The sequence below is a fragment of the Lentzea sp. NPDC037011 genome, assembly GCF_055607425.1.
Window position 1 is genome coordinate 254,996 of the sequence record NZ_JBVJRT010000008.1, and the last position, 21,151, is coordinate 276,146.

20 protein-coding genes are annotated in these 21,151 nt (G+C 71.2%); 8 read left to right on the forward strand and 12 right to left on the reverse strand.

From position 1 onward, the window contains the following. Positions 1-5 precede the first annotated feature (5 nt). Positions 6-701 (forward strand): PP2C family protein-serine/threonine phosphatase, encoded by a 696-nt coding sequence (locus ACZ7CH_RS25965; protein ID WP_360395362.1) that lies wholly within the window; start codon positions 6-8, stop codon positions 699-701. 85 nt (positions 702-786) lie between these two features. On the opposite strand, the gene ACZ7CH_RS25970 is transcribed toward ACZ7CH_RS25965, so the two are convergent. The 3 genes from ACZ7CH_RS25970 to ACZ7CH_RS25980 form a co-directional block, all read right to left on the reverse strand. Further along, positions 787-2,547, reverse strand: a complete 1,761-nt coding sequence (locus tag ACZ7CH_RS25970) for an alpha/beta hydrolase (RefSeq protein ID WP_360395364.1) — start codon at positions 2,545-2,547, stop codon at positions 787-789. A gap of 176 nt (positions 2,548-2,723) precedes the next feature. Further along, positions 2,724-3,614 (reverse strand): helix-turn-helix transcriptional regulator, encoded by an 891-nt coding sequence (locus ACZ7CH_RS25975; protein WP_458430434.1) that lies wholly within the window; start codon positions 3,612-3,614, stop codon positions 2,724-2,726. Between the two features lie 39 nt (positions 3,615-3,653). After that, positions 3,654-4,472, reverse strand: a complete 819-nt coding sequence (locus tag ACZ7CH_RS25980; protein WP_360395368.1) for an oxidoreductase — start codon at positions 4,470-4,472, stop codon at positions 3,654-3,656. A gap of 91 nt (positions 4,473-4,563) precedes the next feature. Here ACZ7CH_RS25980 and ACZ7CH_RS25985 point away from each other — a divergent pair, with 91 nt between their 5' ends. Beyond that, positions 4,564-5,091, forward strand: coding sequence for a TetR/AcrR family transcriptional regulator (locus ACZ7CH_RS25985; RefSeq protein ID WP_470375133.1), 528 nt, complete (start codon positions 4,564-4,566; stop codon positions 5,089-5,091). On the opposite strand, the gene cobF is transcribed toward ACZ7CH_RS25985, so the two are convergent. The 3 genes from cobF to ACZ7CH_RS26000 all read right to left on the reverse strand — a co-directional run bounded on the left by cobF (position 5,088) and on the right by ACZ7CH_RS26000 (position 7,007). Continuing rightward, positions 5,088-5,831, reverse strand: a complete 744-nt coding sequence (cobF, locus tag ACZ7CH_RS25990; RefSeq protein ID WP_360395372.1) for a precorrin-6A synthase (deacetylating) — start codon at positions 5,829-5,831, stop codon at positions 5,088-5,090. The genes ACZ7CH_RS25985 and cobF overlap by 4 nt on opposite strands. Before the next feature lie 26 nt (positions 5,832-5,857). Further along, entirely contained in the window at positions 5,858-6,202 is a 345-nt protein-coding gene (locus tag ACZ7CH_RS25995) for a hypothetical protein (RefSeq protein WP_360395374.1), read from the reverse strand. Between the two features lie 172 nt (positions 6,203-6,374). Further along, a complete protein-coding gene (locus ACZ7CH_RS26000) occupies positions 6,375-7,007 on the reverse strand; it encodes a peptidylprolyl isomerase (RefSeq protein WP_470375134.1) in 633 nt (210 codons plus the stop codon). A 695-nt stretch (positions 7,008-7,702) separates the two neighbouring features. Between ACZ7CH_RS26000 and ACZ7CH_RS26005 the strand changes: the two genes are divergently transcribed. Together ACZ7CH_RS26005 and ACZ7CH_RS26010 are read left to right on the forward strand one after the other, a co-directional pair. Then, positions 7,703-9,832 carry a diguanylate cyclase gene (locus tag ACZ7CH_RS26005; RefSeq protein ID WP_360395378.1) on the forward strand — a complete coding sequence of 710 codons (2,130 nt, stop codon included), beginning with the start codon at positions 7,703-7,705 and terminating at the stop codon, positions 9,830-9,832. A 119-nt stretch (positions 9,833-9,951) separates the two neighbouring features. Beyond that, complete coding sequence (locus tag ACZ7CH_RS26010) at positions 9,952-11,502, forward strand: tannase/feruloyl esterase family alpha/beta hydrolase (RefSeq protein ID WP_470375135.1); 1,551 nt, start codon at positions 9,952-9,954, stop codon at positions 11,500-11,502. Here ACZ7CH_RS26010 and pip (ACZ7CH_RS26015) read toward each other — a convergent pair. From pip (ACZ7CH_RS26015) to ACZ7CH_RS26030, 4 genes are all read right to left on the reverse strand, one after another. Further along, positions 11,475-12,485, reverse strand: a complete 1,011-nt coding sequence (gene pip, locus ACZ7CH_RS26015; protein ID WP_470375136.1) for a prolyl aminopeptidase — start codon at positions 12,483-12,485, stop codon at positions 11,475-11,477. The two genes, ACZ7CH_RS26010 and pip (ACZ7CH_RS26015), sit on opposite strands and share 28 nt — an antisense overlap. Further along, positions 12,482-13,432 (reverse strand): prolyl aminopeptidase, encoded by a 951-nt coding sequence (gene pip, locus ACZ7CH_RS26020; protein WP_470375137.1) that lies wholly within the window; start codon positions 13,430-13,432, stop codon positions 12,482-12,484. Before pip (ACZ7CH_RS26020) ends, pip (ACZ7CH_RS26015) begins: the two co-directional genes overlap by 4 nt. 116 nt (positions 13,433-13,548) lie before the next feature. Further along, a complete protein-coding gene (locus ACZ7CH_RS26025) occupies positions 13,549-14,091 on the reverse strand; it encodes a DUF305 domain-containing protein (protein WP_360395386.1) in 543 nt (180 codons plus the stop codon). Between the two features lie 56 nt (positions 14,092-14,147). Beyond that, a complete protein-coding gene (locus ACZ7CH_RS26030; protein ID WP_360395387.1) occupies positions 14,148-14,555 on the reverse strand; it encodes a hypothetical protein in 408 nt (135 codons plus the stop codon). Positions 14,556-14,879: 324 nt separating this feature from the next. Here ACZ7CH_RS26030 and ACZ7CH_RS26035 point away from each other — a divergent pair, with 324 nt between their 5' ends. From ACZ7CH_RS26035 to ACZ7CH_RS26045, 3 genes are read left to right on the forward strand one after another with little or no spacing between them, the layout of a single operon-like run. Further along, on the forward strand, positions 14,880-15,629 hold the full coding sequence (locus ACZ7CH_RS26035) for a lytic polysaccharide monooxygenase (protein WP_470375138.1): 750 nt from the start codon (positions 14,880-14,882) through the stop codon (positions 15,627-15,629). A gap of 4 nt (positions 15,630-15,633) precedes the next feature. Further along, the gene (locus tag ACZ7CH_RS26040; protein ID WP_360395391.1) at positions 15,634-16,248 is read left to right on the forward strand and encodes a DUF305 domain-containing protein; all 615 of its coding nucleotides are present in this window, start codon (positions 15,634-15,636) and stop codon (positions 16,246-16,248) included. Positions 16,249-16,291: 43 nt separating this feature from the next. After that, positions 16,292-17,314 carry an FAD-dependent monooxygenase gene (locus ACZ7CH_RS26045; RefSeq protein ID WP_470375139.1) on the forward strand — a complete coding sequence of 341 codons (1,023 nt, stop codon included), beginning with the start codon at positions 16,292-16,294 and terminating at the stop codon, positions 17,312-17,314. On the opposite strand, the gene ACZ7CH_RS26050 is transcribed toward ACZ7CH_RS26045, so the two are convergent. Both ACZ7CH_RS26050 and ACZ7CH_RS26055 read right to left on the reverse strand, forming a co-directional pair. After that, complete coding sequence (locus ACZ7CH_RS26050; RefSeq protein WP_470375140.1) at positions 17,283-19,883, reverse strand: AfsR/SARP family transcriptional regulator; 2,601 nt, start codon at positions 19,881-19,883, stop codon at positions 17,283-17,285. The two genes, ACZ7CH_RS26045 and ACZ7CH_RS26050, sit on opposite strands and share 32 nt — an antisense overlap. A 12-nt stretch (positions 19,884-19,895) precedes the next feature. Beyond that, complete coding sequence (locus ACZ7CH_RS26055; RefSeq protein ID WP_470370228.1) at positions 19,896-20,657, reverse strand: AraC family transcriptional regulator; 762 nt, start codon at positions 20,655-20,657, stop codon at positions 19,896-19,898. Between the two features lie 50 nt (positions 20,658-20,707). On the opposite strand from ACZ7CH_RS26055, the gene ACZ7CH_RS26060 reads away from it, so the two are divergent. Beyond that, entirely contained in the window at positions 20,708-21,106 is a 399-nt protein-coding gene (locus ACZ7CH_RS26060) for a DUF2000 family protein (RefSeq protein ID WP_470375141.1), read from the forward strand. Positions 21,107-21,151: the final 45 nt, after the last annotated feature.

Genomic DNA, 21,151 nt, shown 5'->3' on the forward strand with positions numbered 1-21,151 from the left:
GTGGCATGACACACGAGCTGCGCATCGCCGTGGCCACCGATCCGGGGCTGGTCCGTGAGCAGAACGAGGACTCGGTGTACGTCCGCGCGGACCTGCAGGCGGTGGCCGACGGGATGGGCGGCCACGAGCACGGCGAGCTCGCCAGTGCAATCGCGGTGGACGTCCTGGCGCACTGGCAGGGCGACCTCGGCCCGGCCGTCAGCGAGATCGCGCGCCGGCTCGACGAGGAGGCCCCGCAGGGCACCGGCACCACGCTGACGGCGATCCGCTGGGAGGGCTTGGCGTTCCAGCTGGCCCACATCGGCGACTCCCGCGCGTACGTGCTGAGGGAGGGCGAGCTGCGCCAGCTCTCCCACGACCACACCATGGTGCAGGCCCTCGTCGACGCCGGCCGGCTGACGCCGGAGGAGGCCGCCGGGCACCCGCGCCGCGCGTTCGTGCTGCGGGCCCTGCAATCCGGCAACTCGCACGACCCGGACCTGTCCTGGCACCAGGCGCACCTCGACGACCGCTACCTGCTGTGCAGCGACGGTCTCACCGACTACACCGACCTGGGCGACGTGCACGAGATCCTGCAGTCCACAGAGGACGGCACGGAGGCCGCCTGGCAGCTCGTCGCGCTGGCCAACGGCAACGGCGGCCCGGACAACATCTCGTGCGTCATCGTCGACGTCGTCCGCAAGAAGTGGTGGCAGCGCTAGAAAGCAAGCGCCGAGAACCAAGCATCGCAAAGCAGAAGTGGCCCCCGGGAAGCTTTCCCGGGGGCCACGACCGCAGCTCAGACCGTCAGAGGTTCGACGGCATGCCCGACTCGTCCGCCTGCGCGGTGGACGACGAGCTCAGCAGGTCCTTCACGATCTTGTTGGCCTTCTTCACGGCCGGCGTGATCATCTTGATCTTCACCTTGCCGTTGGAGAGCGTGCCGCCCACCTGGAACGTCTCGGTCTCCCCCGGCAGCGGCAGCGCCTGGCAGCCCGTGAACTGCTTGCGCGGCGTGGCACCGGTCTGGAAGTAGAACGTGATCGGGTCGTCGACGCAGTCCGTGTTGTACGGGAACAGGCCGTGCGAGCCCTCGTTGTCGACGCTGATCAGCTTCGCGCCCGGCAGCGCCTTCGTGGTGGACACGCCACCCTCGTACGGCGTCGCCGCGTCCAGCTCGCTCTGCGCCAGCAGCACGCGCGGGAAGGTCTTCTTGTCCGGCGCGGGCTTCGAGTTCTTGGTCTGCCAGTACGCGCACAGCGGCGTGCTCATGAACGGCGCGATGAACGGCGCGTTCACGGTCAGGTCGGCCTTCCAGTAGTTCCAGTACTGCAGGTTCTGGTTCCACTGGCCGTCCTGGCAGCGGATCGCCTCGAACGTCGCGTCCCAGGTCTCGACCTCGGCGGCGGCCGTCGTGGACTTGACCGCGACGCGCTCCTTCTTCTCGATGGCCGCGAGCGCGTTCGCCTTGGCCTTCGCGATGAACTCGGCGTTCTCCGGCGACAGACCCGGACGCGCCAGCATCTTCGCGACGAGCGCCTCGACGCGCTGGGCGGTGGTGCCCTCGGTCACCGTGCCGGCCACGGTCGCCACCGCGGAGGCCGCGACCTCGTACTGGCTGGTGTCGTACATCGCCGGGATGATGAACCAGGCGGTGAACAGCTGGCCGAGGAAGTCGCGCGTGCCGCCCGCCTTCTCCCAGTTCTTGCGGATCTCGAACGGGTCGGTGCCCGCCTCGTAGATCGCGTTGTTGCGCGCCACGTACGGCAGCAGCGCCTCCTGGAACTGCCGGTCACGGCTGCGCGGCTGCAGGTCCCACGTCTTCTCGAGCGTGGTCTGCGAGGCGTCGACGGCCGAGTCGAGCAGGAAGCGGTGCACCTTGCCCGGGAACACCGTGGCGTACCAGGTGCCCAGCCACGTGCCGTAGGAGTAGCCGATGTACGAGGTCTTCTTCTCACCGAGCAGCACCCGGATGAAGTCCATGTCGTACGCGGTCTGCTCGGTGGTGATGAACTGCGTGAGCGGGTTCTCCAGGCAGCCGGCGACCTTCGCGCGGTTCAGCACGTCCTCGTCGGTCGAGCTCGGGACCGTGTAGGAGCACTTGAGCGGCGTGGACAGGCCGACGCCGCGCGGGTCGAACCCGATGAAGTCGTACTGGCTCGCCAGAACCGGTGCACGCAGGGCCATCGCCGCACCCCACGGCAGGCCGGAGCCGCCGGGGCCACCGGGGTTGACCAGCGCGATGCCCTGGCGGGCGGTGCCCTTGTAGGCGGTCTCGGTCTTCGAGACCCTCAGGTCGATCGTGTTGCCGTCCTGCGGGTTGTGCCAGTCGCGCGGCACCTTGACCGTGGCGCACGCGAGCCCCTTGACGGTCTTGAACCGCGCGACCGTCTCCTCCGCGACGCCGGGGAAGGTGCACTCCTCCCACTTGATCGTCTGGGTGGTCAGCGCGCCCGCGAGCGCCGCCGTGTCCGGGTCCGCCTTCGGTGCGGCCTGCGCCCCCGGTGAGAGCGCGAGGCTCGAGACGGCGAGCGCCCCGGCCAACGCGACTCTGAGAGTCTTCGTCACTGTCGATCCCTTCCTGCCCCCGCACGGCCTGATGAGCCCGTGCCTTCAGAGGAGGAGAAAGGTTTTCAACGCCGTTTAACACGTCTGGGTGATGGCAGAAAGTCGCCATGTCTGGAATCCGTCACCAAAGAGTGCCACAGAGTGATGAACGACTGCCGCACGCTAACCCGTTGTGATCAAAGCCAGCCGCGCCGTGACGCCTGCACCCCGAGCTGGAATCGCGTCTGCGCCCCCAGCAACTGCTGAAGCCGGCTCACGCGCCGGTGCACCGTCCGGTCGCTGACGCCGAGCTCCCGCGCGATCGACTCGTCCGTCAGGCCCGCGCTGAGCAGTGACAACAACCGGTGCGTCGCCAGCGTCGGCTCGCCACCGACGCTGTCCTGCCCGCCGGCCGTGATCGGCACGCCCATCCGCCAGAACGCCTCGAACAGCTCGATCAGCGCGCTCAGCAGCACGGACGGGTGAATGAGCAGGGCGACGACGTTCGTGCCCGTCACCGTCGGCACGGCGATCAACGCCCGGTCCGAGTCCGCCACGACGAGCTTCAACGGCACCCCGGGGAACGCCCGCGCCTGCTCGCCGACCGCGATGCTCTCCTGCACCGACGCGAACCCCTGCGGGTCCTGCAAGAGCGACGAGTCGTAGACCACCCGGTAGGAGACCCCGCGGGCCAGCGCCGGCGGCTGCGCGGGACTCGCCTCCGGCTGCGGGCTCAGGTACGAACCGGGGTCGAGCGCCCGCACCTCGGTCTTGGCCTGGCTCTGCATCTCCTCGAACGCGGTGATCACCTCGTCCGCGTCCCTGAGCACCTCGACGAAGTCCGCGTCCAGCCCGCCCCGCCCGGCGTAGGCCCGCGCCAGCACCTCCGCGGTCTCCCTGGCCCGCTGGGCGGCGACCTCGTGCTCGGAGGCGATCGCCGTCAACGCCGACCGCGGCGGCCGCACGTGCCCACCGCGGGTGAGCCCGAGCCGTTCGAGCTCCTCCAGCGCCGCACCGGGATCCGCCCTGCCTCCGCGCAACAACGCCAGGTACAGCCGTTCGGCCTCCGCCGACAAACCCCCGCGCACACCGCTCCCTCCGGTCTGAACCGAAGGTACCTGCTGCGATCAGGCGGCGGCCCGGTTCAGCGCACCGAGGAAGAGCGCGTCGAACGCCCGGTCGGGCAACACCCTGCGGGCGAACAGGATCGGCCGCGCACCGAACCCCGCCGCGTACCGGGTCCTGGGCCTGCGCGCCCGAGCGGCCCTGACGATGACGTCCGCGATCACCTCCGGTTCCGACCCGCGTTCGACCTGTGAGAAGAACGCCGCGAGCGCCTCGGCCTGCTTGCGGTAGGCCCCCTGCCCGGACGTCCTGCGGAGGTTGTCCACCGCGATGCCGCCCCACTCTGTCTTGATCGCACCCGGCTGGATCACCACGACGTCGATCCCGAACGGCTTGAGCTCCAGCCGCAGCGAGTCGCTCAACCCCTCCACCGCGAACTTCGTCGAGTGGTACCACCCGCCCAGTGGCTCGTAGATCCGCCCGCCGATCGACGACACGTTCACGATCCGCCCGCTGCCCGCCTCCCGCATGTGCGGCACGACCAGCTGCACCAACCGCGCCAGCCCGAACACGTTGACCTCGAACTGGTACCGCCCCTCGGCGAGCGGCACGTCCTCGAACGCCCCGTACGACCCGTAGCCGGCGTTGTTGACGAGCAGGTCGATCCGCCCGGTCTCCGCGACCACCCGCTCGACCCCGGCGACCATCGACGCGTCCTCGGTGACGTCCATCCGCACCACCTCGATGCCGCGCTCGGCAAGCCCGTCCATCCGCTCGACCCGTCGTGCCGCGGCGTAAACCGCGTAGCCCGCCTCGTGCAATGCCAGCGCCGTCGCCTCGCCGATGCCCGACGACGCGCCCGTGACCAGTGCGACCTTCATGTCCGCGCTCCTAACTAACCGGTTGGTTGCTAACTCCAGGCAACCACGGTCGCGGTCGACTGTCAACCAACTGGTTGGTTAGAATCGGTCCGTGGTGAGGGACAGGGAAGCAACCAAGGCGAAGCTGCTGGCGGCGGCGCTGACCGAGTTCGCGGCGCACGGCATCGCCGGCGCGCGCGTCGACCGCATCGCCGCCGGTGCCGGGTGCAACAAGGCGATGATCTACGCCTACTTCGGCAGCAAGGAGGACCTGTTCGAGGAGGTCCTGAAGATCCAGATCGCGGCCGTGGTCGAGGCCGTCCCCATCACGCCGGACGACCTGCCGGGGTACGCGGGGCGGTTGTTCGAGACGTACGCGCGTCAGCCCGAGCTGCTCAGCCTCGCCGGGTACCACCGGCTGGAGAACGGGTTCGAGGCGATCTCCCGGGCGGAGGGAGAGGCGCACGTGGCCAAGGTGGCGGCGATCGCCGAGGCGCAGGAGCGCGGGGTGCTGCCGGGGGAGTTCGAGGCCGAGGAGCTGCTCGCGCTGACCGTGCACATGTCGATCCTGGCGTTCTCCACGCCGGTGGCGAGCAGGGAGCTGGTCGAGCGGGCGGTCGCGAAGCTGATCGCCGGCTAGCCCCTGCGCAGCAGGTAGGTGTCCATGATCCACCCCTTGCGCGCACGGGCCTCCTCCCGCACCGCGCGGATCTCGGCGGCCACGTCCCCGACCCGCCCGGACACCAGGACCTCGTCGGGCATCCCCAGGTACGCCCCCCAGTAGATCCACGTGTCGGGGTCGACGCCCTCGAAGGAGTACTTCGCGTCCAGCATCACGGCCACGTCGTCGACGTCGGCGGGCCAGCCCTCGGACAGGCGGCGGCCGGTGGTGATCTGCACGGGGCGGCCGACCTGGTTCAGCGCCACGCGGTGGCCGGCGGTCAGCGCGGCCACGGAGGTGACGCCGGGGACGACCTCGACGGTGAACTCCAGGCCGCGGGCCAGGAGGTCGTCGAGGATCGCGAGGGTCGAGTCGTACAGGGAGGGGTCGCCCCACACGAGGAACGCGCCGACCTCGTCGTCGCCGAGCTGGTCGAGGAGGGCGGCGCAGACGTCGGCGCGGTCGCGGCGCCAGGCCTCGATCGTCTGCACGTAGTTGTCGGGGGTGCGGTCGCGGTCGGGGTCGCGGCCTTCGAGGACGCGGTAGGGGCCCGTCGCGTGTTCGGCCACAATGGACTGGCGGAGGTCGACCAGCTCCTGTTTGACGGCGCCCTTGTCGAGCACGAAGAACACGTCGACCGTCCGCAGGGCCTTCACGGCCTGCAGGGTGAGGTGGTCGGGGTTGCCCGCGCCGATGCCGATGACCAGGATCTTTCGCACCACGACACCCTAGACCAGAGGTGGGATCATCCGCGCCGGTCGACGACCGCGACGAGTTTGCCGCGGGTGCGGGTGAAGTCGGCCAGGCCGACGTTCTCCACGCGCACGGTGAGCGGGCGGTCCTGTTCCACGGCGGCCGCCACCTCTGCGTAGCGGGCGAGCAGGGTGCGCCGGCTCGTGGCCGGGTCGGGTGCGCGGCCCTCTTCCAGGCGCACCACCAGTTTCTCGCCTGACGCGGACTCGTCGAGCACGAGCTGCAGTGCGCCGGAGTAGCCGAGCTCGTCCTCGACGATCATCAGGAAACGGCGGTAGTCCAACGTCTGCGCGGCGGTGCGGAACGCGTCACCGGTGCGGTCGAACTCGGTGAGCACTCCGCGGCTCCTCCGTTGCTGGGCGAATGGTTGTACCAATCGGACGTTACTGATCGGTACAACCGCCGTTCAGTCGAGCGAACGGGCCCAGCAGGGATTTTCGGTCCGCGGGGCGACCGGGATCACAGGCAGGGGAACGAGGTTGACCGTTGACCCCGATCGCGAAACGCGGTCAGGCGGCCACGTGGATGATCCGCACCGGCTTCTTCGGTGCGCCGTCGAGCGTTCCGTCCGGCTGCGGCACGATCCCGGCCGCCACGATCCGGTCCAGGGTGTCCATGCCGGACACGACGTGGCCCAGAACCGTGTAGACCGGCTTGATGTTCGCGAACGAGTGCACGACGAAGAACTCGCTGCCGTTGGTGCCCGGCCCCTGGTTGCCGTACGCGATGGTGCCGCGCGGGTAGGTCTCCGCACCGCTGACCTCGTCGGCGAACCGGTAGCCGGGACCGCCCTCCTCCGCCCGGTGGATGTCACCGCACTGCAGCACGCCCAGCCGCGCGGTGTCCGTCAGCCGCCAGCACTGCGTCATCGTGTAGAACCAGCTCCGCGCCAGGTGCGCGAAGTTCGCCACCCCGCACGGCGCGGTGGCGCGGTCCAGCTTCGCGACCACGACGCCGTAGTTCGTCACGATGGTGACCTTCACGGTGCCGCGGGCCGGGACCGTCGACGGCGGTGGCTGCACCGGGCGGGCGGCCGGGTTCTCCGGCGTGGGGATGAACTCGCAGCGCGCGGTCGGCGGTGCCGCGTGTGCGGTGGCGGGGGCGAGGACGACCATCATCAGGACGGCGAGCAGTAGCCTCATGGCCGCCGACCGTAGTCCCGGCTCCACGCCTTGTCAGCACCTCGACGGCGCCTCGGGCAGCTCCCGCGGCACCGCTGCCCGGTGCGTCCATAGCACTGTTGCGAGCCGCTCCCCGCACGCACTGGCCGAAGAGGCAGAAACCCGGAGCCGTGCAGGTGAAGGGCTGCCCCGATAACGATATCGCGCTACTGCCGCGGTAACCGGATTTCAAAACCCAGCAACGGTCAACGACGAAGGTTCCGGAACTCGCGCGAAACGCCGTGCGTCAAGTCAGGTGGAAAGTCGTGACGGCACCGGGCACGGGAGACCCCCGTTGCGCCCCTCGGGTGTCCGCCAACAGGTGGAGGGCACGGGCACAGCGCGTGGTCGAACGGGGAAAGGTGCCCGAATCCCCGCCGAGCAGCCAAAAGTCGTGCGAAAATCGGCGCGGTCCACCCGTGGGCGGGAACCGGCGACGGACCGGAACCGCCGTCGTCACGCTGTCGGACGAACTCGTGGGGCGGATTGGGTGAGCCGGCTCGCCGGCTGCCGCGACGGTGCTGGGATTTCATTCGCGCGGAAAACAGAACAGTGATTTGCGGTAACGTCGGACTCGTATTGGTTGGTCACCTCATCGGAGTAACGGCGGTGCCGCGGTCATGAGGAGTCGGGCATCATCACCTGGCCCGACCAAGTCGCAGAACGAGGGGTCTCGTGTGACCATCTTCCGTGCCGGCCGGACCGGAGCGTGGTGGATGTACCTGGTGGCAGGTCACCTGCTGCTGGGGGTCTACTACCTCATCCCGGTGAGCCCGGCTGGCACAACGGGGCAGACGGTGCGCGTGGTGCTGTACTGCACGATCTCCGCCTCGGCCGCGATCGCCATGTTCGCCGGCGTCCGCCGCAACCGGCCGCAGTGGCGGCGCCCGTGGGTGCTCCTCGCACTGAGCCAGGTCGTCTACGCGCTGGCCGACCTCACGTTCTACGCCTCGCACTACATCTTCCGGTACACGCTCTACCCGTCGTACGCGGACGTCCTCTACCTGGGCCACTACCCGCTGATGGTGGCCGGCGTGATCATGCTGATCCGTCGCCGCACACCGGGGCTGGACCTGCCGAGCCTGCTCGACGCCGCCGTGCTCGCCGTGGTGGCCGGCATGGCGTCCTGGCTCTACGTCATCGGCCCGCAGGCCCGGCTCACCTCGCCGGCGCTGGTCAAGCTCGCCTCGCTCGGCTACCCGATGATGGACCTCGCGCTGTTCGTCGTGGCCCTGCGGCTGATCTTCGGTGCCGGACCGCGGCCGCGCGCGTTCGTGCTGCTGACGGCGAACCTGCTGGGCATCCTCACCGCGGACACGATCTACGTGCTGCAACGCCTCGACGGCAGCTACCACGCGGGCAACTTCCTCGACGCCATCTGGCTCTCGGCGAACCTGTGCATCGGTGCCGCCGCTCTGCACCCGACGATGGCGCGGCTCGTGGACCGCGCGCACATGAAGGACGTCGGCCTGAGCCGCGGCCGGATCATCGCGCTGTCGTCGGCCGCGCTGGCCGCGCCGGTGCTGATGCTGGTGCACGACGTCGGCGAGTCGTCGCAGGACGTGGTGGTGATCGCGGCGGGCAGCGCGCTGCTGTCGCTGCTGATCATCGCGCGGCTCGCGGGCCTGGTCGCCGACCAGCGCAAGCTCGCGATCACCGACAGCCTCACCGGCCTGCACACCCGCCGGTTCTTCGAGGCGCAGCTGCCGCTGGAGATCTCGCGGGCACGTCGCAACGACGGGTCGGTCGCGGTGTTCATCATCGACGTCGACCGGTTCAAGTCGATCAACGACAACTACGGCCACCCGGCCGGCGACGACGTGCTGATGGAGGTCGCCGCCCGGTTGCGCGCGGCGTCGAGGTCGGGGGAGGTGCTCGCGCGCTACGGCGGTGAGGAGTTCGCCCTGCTCGTCCCGGACGCGGGCCCCAACCGGCTCTCGGTGATCGCGAACCGGCTGCGCGAACGCGTTGCGGAGAAACCCATCCCGGTCAACGCGGGCAACGACGACATCCCGCTGTCGGTCACGGTGTCGGTGGGCTCGGCGAGCTTCCCGACGCACGGCGACGGCCCCGACGACATCGTGGTGATCGCCGACCGCGCGCTGTACGCGGCGAAGGCCGCAGGCCGCAACCGGATCGCGGTCGGCCCCGAGCCGCTGCCCGCCGTCGACCCGGACACCGACGGCGCGATGGCGGAGTTCCTCTGCCAGGTCGCCGACCGCGTGGACGGCTGGCTGCACCGCTACGACCACAGCCGGTCCGTGTCGCGCTGGGCCGGGGTGGCCGCCGGGGAGTTCGGCCTCGACGCACCCACGACCAGGGTCGCCCAGCTGGCCGGCCGGCTGCACGACATCGGCAAGATCATCATTCCGGAGGTCGTGCTGACCAAGCCGGGCGCGTTGTCGGAGGAGGAGTGGCGGCTGCTGCGCCAGCACCCGGACTTCGGCTACCGGCTCGCGCGGATGGTGCCGGGGTTCGCGGGCGTCGCGCACGTGATCCGCCAGCAGCACGAGCGCTACGACGGCACCGGCTACCCCGACGGCCTGAAGGGCGCGGACATCCGGGCCGAGGCGCGCATCCTCTCGGTGTGCGTCGCCTGGGCCGCAATGCGGTCGAACCGTCCACACCAGACCGCGCTGGACGAGAACCGTGCGCGGCGGGAACTCTGGGCAGGGCGCGGCGAACAGTTCGACCCGGACGTCGTGGACATGTTCCTCGACCTGCACACGCAGGGCAGCATCGGAACGCTGCGCCCCTCCGGTCTGTCCGTGCAGGAGGCCGGCTTCCCCGCCGACTTCCGGCCCTGACCCGCGGCGGTTCGTGCGCGAGATCATCCGTTCGGCCGAGCCGGATCCTGCCCAACACCTCCGGAACCACACCGGACAGGTGCGAGACTTCACCTGGTTCGAACCAGGGGGAAGATCGCATGGTCCGCAAGTCGCTGGCGGCACTCGTCGCCGTGCTCACGGTCGTGGCGGGAACGATGCCCGCCGCCTCGTCGTCGGGCGGACCGACCCGGCCGGTGCGGTCGTGCGCGGCGCTGGTGCGCTCGTACCCGGTGCCGGACGCGCGGACGCGGGTCGAGTCGGCCGTGGTCGTCCCGGCCGCGGGCAGGGTGCCGGAGTTCTGCGACGTGCGGGGCACGATCGAGCCGGACGTCCGGTTCCAGCTGAAGCTGCCCACCCGGACCTACCGCGGCCGGTACGTCCAGTACGGGTGCGGCGGGTTCTGCGGGTTCCTGGAGCCGGCGAAGTTCCCCCAGTGCGGTCCGGCGTTCGGCGACGCGGCGGTCGCGACCACCGACGCGGGCCACCGGACGCCGCCGGAGGACCCCACGGACACGACGTGGGCGCGGTCGGACCAGCAGGCGCGCGACGACTTCTTCTTCCGCGCACCGCACGTGCTGGCACGGGTGTCGAAGGTGCTCGTGCGGAGCTTCTACGGCGTCGCACCGGCGAAGTCGTACTTCACCGGCTGCTCGAACGGCGGCCGCCAGGCGTTGCAGCTCGCCCAGCGCTACCCGCACGACTTCGACGGCATCGTGGCCGGCGCGCCGGCCGGTTACTTCGGGGCGCTCGTGGGCTACCAGGCGTGGATCACCCGTAACGCCATCCCGAACGACAAGATCGACCTGCTGCACGCCGCCGTGCTGCGCGCGTGCGACGGTCTCGACGGGCTGGTGGACGGCCAGCTCGACGAGCCGCGGCTGTGCCGCTTCGACCCGGCCGTGCTCGCCGGTCAGCTGACCGACGACGAGATCGCCCGCGCCCGCCGGCTCTACGCGGGCCCGTCCGACGGCGGTGTCCGGCTCTACCCCGGTGGTCAGTCGTACGGCTCGGAGCTGGGCTGGAAGTACTGGACCAACCCGGTCGACGGCCACTCGATCTCCGGTCAGCTCGCCGACGACGCGCTGAAGAACCTCGTCTACCCCATCGGACAGCCACACTCCTCTGTGGACTCGTTCGAGTTCACCGTGCGCGAGCTGCACCGCGTGGCACGGGAGGCGGTGAAGGCGAACGCGATGTCGCTGGACCTGCGGGAGTTCCGGCGTGCGGGCGGCAAGCTGGTCGTCTGGCACGGTGCCGCAGACCCCGGCATCCCGGTGCAGGGCACGCTGGACTACTGGCAGCGGCTGACCGGCGGCCGGACGCAGGACTGGGCCCGCCTGTTCGTCGTGCCCTCGCTGCACCACTGCGCGCGCGGTGACGAGCTGACCGACTTCGACCCGTTCCCCGCGCTGGTGCGGTGGGTGGAGGGCGGTGCGGCACCGGCGAAGGTGGTCGCGGAGGGACGGGACGGCTCCGGTGCCGTGACCCGCACCCGTCCCGTGTTCCCCTACCCGGTCCGCGCCGTGTACGACGGCACCGGCAGCACCGACGACGCCGCGAACTTCGTGCCGGCGCCGGGCCCCGTGCTGCGCGACCGCATCCTGTGGGCCGGCGAGGGCCTCTACCGCTCCGGCCCCGTCGCCCCCTGACCCCCGCTGCTGGCAAGGCATCTGCAAGTACCACCAACTTGCAGATGCCGGCGGAAGCAGGGTTGGAGGAACTTTGCGATGGCCGCCGTCAAAGCGGCGTCCGTGCTGCGCGTGGACTGGTGGCCCGCGTCGCCGACGAACACGAGCTCGGCGTCGGGCCACCGCTGGGCGACCTCCCAGGCGTTCTCCGGCGGGCCGCCGAAGTCGTACCGGCCGTGGATGAGCACGCCCGGGATGCCGTGCAGGCGATGGAGGTTGTCCAGGACGTGGTCCGGTTCGAGGAACGCCTCGTTGCCCCAGTAGTGCGTGATGATCCGGGCGAGCGTGTACGACGTCAGCGGGTCCTCGTACCGCGTGCCGGCGAAGTCCGTCGCACCACCGGCCATGAGCGCGAGGTCCCACCTGTTCCAGTCGTGGGCGGCTTTCGCGCGGGTATCGGGATCGTCGGAGTTGAGGAGCCTGTTGTAGGCGACGGCCAGGTTGCCGTCCCGTTCCTCCTCCGGCACCCCGCGCTGGAACTCCGCGAACAGGTCGGGGAAGAACAACCGGGCCCCGCGGGTGAGCCACGCGTGCTCCTGCGGCCGGGACGTGGTGACCGCGCTGATGATGAGCTCGCTGACCCGGTGCGGGTGCTGGATCGCGTACGCCAGCGCGAGCGTCGACCCCCAGGAGGCCCCGGCGATCAGCCACTTGTCGATGCCGAGGTGTTCGCGGAGCTTCTCGGCGTCGTCGATGAGGTGCTGGGTGGTGTTGTGCTCCATGCTCGTGGCGGGGTCACCGGCGTGCGGGGTGCTCTTGCCGCAGCCCCGCTGGTCCCACAGCACCAGCAGCCAGTGCTCGGGGTCGAAGTCCTCGCGCCACCGCCGGTTCAGCCCGCTGCCGGGACCGCCGTGGAACACGACCGCGGGCTTGCCCGCCGGGTTTCCGCTGACCTCGTAGTGGATCCGCTGCCCGTCACCGACGTCCAGCCAGTCCCCGGTCACCGGAACTTCCCGACGGCCGCGGCGATCGCCTCGCTCATGCTGCCGCCCTCCTTCGCCTGGTGCCCGGCGTCACCGAGGACCACCAGCTCGGCGTCCGGCCACCTCTTCGCCACCTCCCACGCGGTCCACAGCGGCCCGCCGAGGTCGTTGCGGCCGTGGATGAGCACGCCGGGGATGCCGTGCAGGCGGTGGAGGTTGTCCAGGACGTGGTCCGGTTCGAGGAACGCCTCGTTGCCCCAGTAGTGCGTGACCACCCGTGCCGTCGTGTAGCGGAAGAGCGGGTCCTCGTAGGGCGTGCCGGTGAAGTCGTTGTCGCCGCCGGTGACCGTGGCGAGGTCCCACTTGCTCCAGTCGTGGGCGGCTTTCGCGCGGGTATCGGGGTCGTCGGAGTTGAGCAGCCTGTTGTAGGCGAGGGCGAGGTTGCCGTCGCGGTCCTCCTCGGGGACGCCGTCGAGGAACCGCTCGAAGTGGTCGGGGAAGAACAGGCTGAGGCCACGGGTGATCCACGCGTGCTCCTGCGGCCGGGACGTGGTGACCGCGGCGATGACCAGCTCGCTGACCCGCTCGGGGTGCTGCTCGGCGTAGGCGAGTGCCAGCGTGGAACCCCAGGAACCGCCGATGATCAGCCACCTGTCGATGCCGAGGTGGTCGCGGAGCTTCTCGGCGTCGTCGATGAGGTGCTGGGTGGTGTTGTGCTCCATGCTCGTGGCGGGGTCGCCGGCGTGCGGGGTGCTGTTGCCGCAGCCGCGCTGGTGCCAGATGACGAGCTTCCAGTGCTCCGGGTCGAAGTCGCGGCGCCAGCGGGCGCTGTTCCCGGGGGCACCGGGGCCGCCGTGGAAGACCACGGCGGGTTTGCCGTCCGGGTTTCCGCTGATCTCCCAGTGGACGCGGTTGCCGTCGCCCACGTCGAGGAGGCCCTGGTCGTAGGGCTCTGGATGGGGGTGCATGCGGTCAGGCTATTGCCGGGAACGGGGGAGGGCCCGTGGTTTTCCGCCGCCCCGCGCACGACGCGGTGGCGGGTCCGCCGCCCTTCGAGAGGGGACCCGCCACCGGTGCGGCCACGTCAGGACTTCTGCCGGGCGCCGATCTGGTCCAGCACCTCGGTCTGCGACACGATGATCTTGCCGGCCAACGCCTTCGAGCCCACGTGCACGCCCTTCGCCTGGGCGTCCTTCGCCATGTCCACGCCGCTGCGCAGGTGGCGGGACAACGTGGCCAGGTAGAGCGTGTCGAACTGGGTGCCCTGCGCGGTCTTGAGCGCCTCGACGTCCTTGGCGGTCATCATGCCCGCCATCTTGTGCGTCTCGTGGGGGGCGTCGCCGGGGACCTGGATGTTCCACGTGCGCAGGTAGGTCGACATCTGCTCGATCTCACCCGCCTCCGCGGCGGCGATCCGGTCGGCCACGTCGACGACGAAGGAGTCCTTGGAGCGTTCGACGGCGAGCTTCGAGATCTCGATCGTCTGCCGGTGGTGGGGGATCATGCGCAACGAGAACGTCGCATCCGCCTCGTTGGCCGCCGGTTCGCCGGAGCCGCCCCCGCCGAACGCCGAACAGCCCGTCAGTGCCAGCAGCCCCAGCACCACGATGAGCAGACGCGCACGCATGAAGCCTCCCGTCCTCGGTTCCCTGCCGAGGCATACGGAGGGGCGTTCTGCCCGGTTCAGAAGTTCCGCTGGCCGAGCTGCTCGGTCACCGCGGACACCACGTCGGGGTGGCCGAGGGGCAGCGGTGCGGGGATGCGGTCGTCGGCGCTGTCGTCGCTGCGCGCGATGACGCGGGCGAACGGCGCGGTGACCTCGGTCTCCGGGTCCACCAGCAGGACCGAGTTCACGAGGTGCTCGTGCCGGCCCACCAGGTCGACGACGTCGGCGGCGAGGGGTCCGCTGCACACCACGTCGAGGCGCACCGGCGCGTCGTCGTCGTGGTGGGCGGCGAGCACCTTGTCCACTGTGGACTTCCACTCGGGTGCGGCGGGGACGCGCAGCCACACCACGCGCAGGGTGTCGGTGAACGGGCGCCAGGTGGCGGGGATGCCCTCGTGCGGGGCCTCGCCTGCTGGATCGATCACGAGGACCGTTGGGGCACCTGCGGGTCCGTCGACGACGACGCCGGGGCCACTGGCTCGGGAGGGCTGGTCGAAATCACGCATGACGCGGGGATTCCCCGTCCGGAGGCGACTTACTCGGCTGACAGGACCAGTTGTCCCGGTGGACCGGCTGGTGCGGAACTCGTCGAACTTCGCTCCGGGTGACTCCTTGACCACTTTCGAAACGTCGGTTTATGGTCTAGACCACACCGATACTTGATCGGCGAGCGATCAGAAACGCCGTCGGTTCCCGCCCCTGCAACGGGGGTCCACCCCGCCTGGGAACGATCCAAGGAGTTCGGAAGAATGAAACTCACCAGGAAAGCGGCGCTCGTCATGGCCGCGGTCCCCGCAATCGTGCTCGTCACGCCCGTCGGTTCGGCCAGTGCGCACGGGTACGTGTCGTCACCGCCGAGCCGGTCGGCGCAGTGTGCGCAGAAGACCGTTCCCTGCGGTGCGCCCACGTACGAGCCGCAGAGCGCAGAAGGCCCCAAGGGCCTGATGAACTGCAACGGAGCGCGCGGCGACTTCGACGAGCTCAACGACGACAGCAAGGGCTGGCGGGCCACCAGCACCGGCACCAGCCTGACGGTGAGCTGGACGTTCACCGCCCGCCACCGCACGCGCGACTACGAGTACTACATCAACGGCTCGCGCGTCGGGTACGTCAACGGCAACAACGCGGCTCCGACCGACCCGGTGCGGCACACGATCAACCTGAGCGGCTTCTCCGGCCGCCAGAAGATCTTCGCCATCTGGAACATCGCCGACACCGGCGCCGCGTTCTACTCCTGCATCGACGTCAACGTGAACGGTGGCGGCACCCCGCCGCCCACCACCACGCCGCCGACGACGCAGCCGCCGACGACCACCCCGCCCACCACGACCCCGCCGACCACGCAGCCGCCCGCGGGTGGCACGTGGGCCGCGAACACGTCCTACGCCGCGGGTGCCCAGGTCACCTACGGCGGCTCGACGTACCGCTGCCGGCAGGCGCACACCGCGCTGACCGGCTGGGAGCCGCCGAACGCGGTCGCGTTGTGGGAGAAGATCTGATCCGATGAGGCGCCTGGTGATCGCGGTCGCGGTCCTGGCGCTGGCGGGGTGCGGTGGAGGTGCCGCCGTGCCGGAGGCCCAGCAGCAACACCAGCAGGGCCACGGGCACGGTGCGGCGACCTCCACCGCACCACCTCCCGCTGCCACCGCGAGGTTCAACGACGCGGACGTCATGTTCGCGCAGATGATGGTCGCCCACCTGCAACAGGGCATCGACCTCGCGGTGGTGGCGAAGGCCATGGCCACCGCGCCGAAGGTCAAGGAGCTCGCCGGCGCGGTCGACGTGACCCAGCGCGAGGAGCTGGAGATGCTCAAGGGCTGGCTGAAGCTCTGGGGCAAGCCGGAGCAGCCGTCGAGCGACCCGAACGTGCACGCCGCCCACGGCGGCATGCCGCTGCTCGACGCCAAGGTCATCGCCGAGGTCAAGGACAGGAGCAAGGAGGAGTTCGACCTCGCCTACCTCAACCTGATGACCGGCCACCAGGGCGGCGCCGTCGAGATGGCGCAGACGGAGCTGAAGGACGGCTCCAACCCGGAGACCACCGCCTACGCCCAGCGCGTGCGGGACTCGCGGTCCGGTCAGATCCAGCAGATGCTGACGTTGATCAACGGGCAGTAGCCGGTCAGCGTCCGGTCAGCGGCCCGGTGTTGCCTGCCGGGCCATGGACGTGTTGATCTCGGGGGCCGGCGTGGCCGGCCCCGCACTGGCCTTCTGGTTGTCCCGCTTCGGGATCTCGGCCACGGTCGTCGAACGCGCGCCCTCGCTGCGGACCGGCGGCCAGGCCGTCGACTTCCGCGGCGAGGCGCACCTGTCCGTGCTGCGGCGGATGGGTCTGCTCGACGCCGTCCGCGCCGCCGCGACGACCCCGCGCGACATGGTGTTCCGCGGTGTCGACGGACGGGAGCGCGCCCGGCTGCCCGCGTCGTTCACCGCGGGTGAGGTCGAGGTCCTCCGAGGGGACCTGTCCCGCCTGCTGCACGACGCGAGCGCCTCGGACGCGGAGTACGTGTTCGGCGACTGGGTCACGGCGCTGCACGACGACGGCGCCGGCGTGGACGTGGAGTTCGCCCGCGGCCGGCCGCGGCGGTTCGACTTCGTCGTCGGCGCGGACGGGATGCGCTCCGGCGTGCGGCGGCTCACCTTCCCGGACTACCGGCCGCGGTTCCAGGGCTACTACTTCGCCCTCTGGCCCGCCGACGGCGACGACCGGGACCTGACCTGCGCGCCGGGGGTGCTCAGCGCACCGGGCTGGGTGCTGTTCAAGTCGCCGGTGCCGCCGGAGCTGCTGCCCGACGAGCTGATCGCGCCCGACGTCTACTTCGACTCGATCAGCCAGGTGCGGATGCCGGCCGTCAGCTCGGGGCGGGTCACCCTGCTCGGTGACGCCGGGTACGGCTCGACGCTGGGCGGCATGGGCACCGGGCTCGCGGTCGTGAGCGCGTACGTGCTGGCCGGGGAGCTGGCCGCGGGCGGTGACGCGTTCGCCCGCTACGAGGCCCTGGTCGGCCCGTACGCCCGTGGCTGCCAGGGCAACCCGGGACCGTTCCTCGCGCCGGGCACGCGGCTCGGCATGTGGGTGCGCGACCGGGTGTTCGGGTTCCTGGGCAAGGCGCCGGTGTTCGCGCGCATGGACCTCAGGGCCGCGACCGCGATCAAGCTCCCCGAGTACGCGCGAGTGCGCTGAGCGCCGCCTCCACCTGCTGCTTGGCGTTCGCGTGCATCCACCCGAACCCGAGCTCCCGGTCGGCGGCCAGCAGCAACCGCTCCGCCTCCGCCGGGTCGTCCCGGCGGCGGGCGATCTCCGCGAGACCCACGTGGGCCAGTGCCCTGGTCGCGGCGAGACCCGCGCGGGTCGCCAGGTCCAGCGCCTCGCGGTAGTCGCGTTCGGCGGCGTCCTGGTCGAGGTCGAGCAACCGGTCGGCGCGGCGGCCGCGCAGCTCGGCCAGCTCCTCGGTGGCACCCAGCTCACCGACGGCGCGCAGGGCCTCGTCGGTGAGGGCCAGCGCCTCGTGCGGGTCGTCGGTCAGGGTGGCGAGCACGTCGAGGACCTGGGCCGCGCCCCAGCGCTCACCGAGGTCCTGAAACCGGCGCAGAGCCTCCCGGGACCGTTCGACGGCCAGCGCGCGGTCGCCGTTCACCGCCCACTCGGTGTAGGCGGTGCTGAACGCGATCAGGCCCCGCACCCACGGGTCGGTGCTGTTCTCCACCGCCTCCTGCAACGGGGTGCGCGGGCGGTCGCGGTCGGGCGGCCCGGCCAGCATGGCCCACGCGATCAGCACGAACGGCTGGCGCACCGGGCCGCGCAGCTGCTCCAGGACACCGCGGACGCGTTCGGGTGCCGCCAGTGCCAGCAGGATCGCGTACTCCTCGCTCACCTGCTCGGGCACCACGCCGAGCAGGGTGCGCGCGATCGGCTCGACCTCGGTGCGGCTGCCCTTCACGTACAGGTACCAGGACAGGTCCGCGAGCAGGCGCAGAGCGGCCGCCGGCTCGTGGGCGGTGGTCCAGGTCAGCGCCTGCAGCAGGTTGGCGTGCTCCGCGCTCATCGCGGCGAGCCAGTGCAGCTGGCCGGGGCCGCGCAGCTCGGGGTCGGCGCGGCGGGCCAGTGCGCTGTAGAACGCGGCGTGCCCGGCGTCGGCGCGACCGTGCCGCGCGCAGAACTCGCGGATCGTCTCCAGCATGCGGTAACGGCCGTCGGCGGCTTCGACCAGCGACTTGTCCACCAGCGCTGCCAGCACCTCCAGGTCGTGCCCGCCCACCTCCTCCACGGCGTCGAGGGTGGCGCCACCGCTGAACGTCGCGACCGCGGTGGCGAGGTCGCGTTCGTCGGGCGTGAGCAGGTCCCAGCTCCACCCCACGACCGCGCTCAACGTCTGGTGGCGGGGTGCCGCGGCCCGGTTCCCCTTGGACAGCAGGCGGAACCGGTCGCCCAGCCGCCGCGCGATGTCCTCGGTGGTGAGGGTGCGGACGCGGGCGGCGGCCAGCTCGATGGCGAGGGGGAGGCCGTCGAGCTCGCGGCAGATGCGGTCGGTGTGCTCGTCGCGGGTGAACGACGGCCGCACGGCCCTGGCGCGCTGGACGAACAGCGCCACGCTCTGCTCGGGGTCGAGCGGCGGCACCGGGCACAGCGTCTCGCCGGTGATGCCCAGCGCCTCCCGGCTGGTCGCGAGGACCCGCAGCTGCGGGCACGTGCTGAGCAGGTGCTGGACCAGCCGCGCCGCCTGCTCGACGACGTGCTCGCAGTTGTCGAGGACGAGCTGGACCGCGCGGTCCTTCAGCGCGAGCGTCAGCCGTTCCTCCGGTGGCAGCACGGTTTCCTTGAGCCCCAACGCCTGCAGCGTCGCCGCGGCCACGTCGTGCACCGGTGCCAGGTCCACGAACACGGCGTCGTCGGCCGCCGCCCGCAGCGCGAGCCGGGTCTTGCCCGCCCCGCCCGGACCGGTGAGCGTGACCAGCCGGGCCTCGGTCAGTCCCGCGAGCCGCTCCAGCTCCGCCTGCCTGCCCACGAAACCGGTGAGCTGGGTGGGCAGCTCCCGCGGTGCCTGACCGCGCAGCAGCTGCACGTGGATCGCGCGCAGCTCGGCGGACGGGTCGGTGCCGAGCTCCTCGGCCAGCACGGCGCGGGCGTCCTCGAAGGCCTGCAACGCCTCGGCCGGCCGGCCCTGCTGGTGCAGCGCCTGCATCAGGAAACCGCGCAGCCGTTCGTCCAGCGGGTGCTGCCGCACGAGGTCCTGGATCTCCTGCACGTCCGCCCTGTGCAACCGGACTCGCGCGGCGATCAACCCGTGCGCGGCGCTCCGGCGTTGCCGTTCGAGGCGGTCGGCGTGCCCGGTCGCGGTCGTGCCGCCCAGTGCGGGCCCGCGCCACAACGCCAGCGCGTCGGCCAGCAGTGCCTCCGCCGCCTGCGGGTCACCCCGGTCGAGCGCCTGCTGCCCGGCCGCCGCCAGCGCCGCGAACCGGTGCGCGTCAACGGTGTCCGGGTCGAGCGCGAGGCGGTACCCGGCCGGGTGCAGCTCGACCAGCTCGGCCGCCCCGAGCGCCCGGCGCAGCCGCGACACCTGGCCCTGCAACGCGTTCGCCGCGTCGGACGGCGGTGCCTCGCCGTACAGCTCGTCGATCAGCCGGTCGACGGGCACGACCTCACCGGCCCGCAGCGCCAGCAACGCGAGCAGGGTGCGCGGCCGCGGACCGCCCACCGCGACCTTGCCCGCTGCGGTGCGGGCCTCCACCGGACCGAGGACGTCGACGTGCACCGGCTGATTCTGTCAGCGCGCGAACCGTCCCGGGCTGGTACCGAGCACGCGCCGGAAGTGCCGGGTCAGGTGCGACTGGTCGTGGAACCCGGCCAGCACCGCCGCCTCGGCCGCTGGCCGCCCCTCCAGCAGGTGCCGGCGGGCCAGGTCGACCCGCCGCCCGGTCAGGTAGCGGTGCGGCGGCAACCCGAACCGCCGGCTGAACGCGCGCACCAGGTGCGTGGGGCTGCTCTGCAGCTCGGCCGCCGCCTCCGCCAGCGTGAGACCTGCGGGCAGCGACGCGTCGAGCAGCTCCCGCAGCCGGTCGGCCAGCGTCGGGTCGGCGAACACCTGCGGTGCGGTCCCGGCGAAGTGGTGCGTGATCCGCTCGGTGATCAGCGCCAGCCGGCTCTGCGCCTCCAGCGGCTCGTCCAGCACCAGGTGCAGCTGGTCCACCCGCCTGCGCAACAAGGGGTCGACGAGCATGGGGGTGTCGACGGACTTGCCGACGAGCCCGGCGGGCAGCACGTCGCCGTCGAGGTACAGCACCCGTTTGCGGAAGCCCGACTCGTGCGCGGACCGGCCGTCGTGCGGCACGTGCGGCGGCAGCAGCGTCACCCCGTCGACCAGCGCGCCGTGTTCGTGCCGGTCCAGCTCGTAGCGCACCGCACCCGTGTCTATCAGCAACAACGTCCACGCGTCGTGCGTGTGCGCCGGGTAGACGTGGGTGGTGAACTCGGCGTGGAAGACCTCCCGGATGCCGTCCACCGCCGGGCGCCAGGCGGTGCTGCTCATGTCAGGAACGTACAAGACCGGCGGCGGCCCCACCCGCGATGGTGGACGCCATGTTCGACACCAAGATCGCTGTGCTGCTGCGGGACGACCTGGCCTCCTGGCAGGCGCTGAACGTCACCGCCTTCCTCGTCAGCGGCCTCCCGCAGGAGCTGCGCGGTGAGCCGTACACCGACGCCGACGACGTCACCTACCTGCCGATGTTCGGCCAGCCCGTCGTGGTCCTGCAAGGTGACCGGGACGTGCTCACGAAGGCCCACCAGCGCGCGCTGACCCGCGACCAGGCCATGTCGATCTTCACGGCCGACCTGTTCTCGACCGGCAACGACGCCGACAACCGCGCCGCCGTGCGCAAGGTGCACACCCGGGACCTCGACCTGGTCGGCCTCGCGGTGCACGGTCAGAAGAACGCGGTCGACAAGATCCTCAAGGGCGCGCGGATGCACCCCTGACCGATCCGAATTGGCCCAGAGAAGCAGTGCGTTCTTGTCCCAAGG

Coding starts and splice junctions, on each gene's coding strand:
- pip (WP_470375137.1), bottom strand. CDS start 13,432: ATGCACCCCCATCCAGAGCCCTACGACCAGGGCCTCCTCGACGTGGGC.
- ACZ7CH_RS26025 (WP_360395386.1), bottom strand. CDS start 14,091: ATGCGTGCGCGTCTGCTCATCGTGGTGCTGGGGCTGCTGGCACTGACG.
- ACZ7CH_RS26035 (WP_470375138.1), top strand. CDS start 14,880: ATGAAACTCACCAGGAAAGCGGCGCTCGTCATGGCCGCGGTCCCCGCA.
- ACZ7CH_RS26000 (WP_470375134.1), bottom strand. CDS start 7,007: ATGAGGCTACTGCTCGCCGTCCTGATGATGGTCGTCCTCGCCCCCGCC.
- ACZ7CH_RS26055 (WP_470370228.1), bottom strand. CDS start 20,657: ATGAGCAGCACCGCCTGGCGCCCGGCGGTGGACGGCATCCGGGAGGTC.
- ACZ7CH_RS26060 (WP_470375141.1), top strand. CDS start 20,708: ATGTTCGACACCAAGATCGCTGTGCTGCTGCGGGACGACCTGGCCTCC.
- ACZ7CH_RS26045 (WP_470375139.1), top strand. CDS start 16,292: ATGGACGTGTTGATCTCGGGGGCCGGCGTGGCCGGCCCCGCACTGGCC.
- ACZ7CH_RS25980 (WP_360395368.1), bottom strand. CDS start 4,472: ATGAAGGTCGCACTGGTCACGGGCGCGTCGTCGGGCATCGGCGAGGCG.
- ACZ7CH_RS25965 (WP_360395362.1), top strand. CDS start 6: ATGACACACGAGCTGCGCATCGCCGTGGCCACCGATCCGGGGCTGGTC.
- ACZ7CH_RS26010 (WP_470375135.1), top strand. CDS start 9,952: ATGGTCCGCAAGTCGCTGGCGGCACTCGTCGCCGTGCTCACGGTCGTG.
- ACZ7CH_RS26040 (WP_360395391.1), top strand. CDS start 15,634: ATGAGGCGCCTGGTGATCGCGGTCGCGGTCCTGGCGCTGGCGGGGTGC.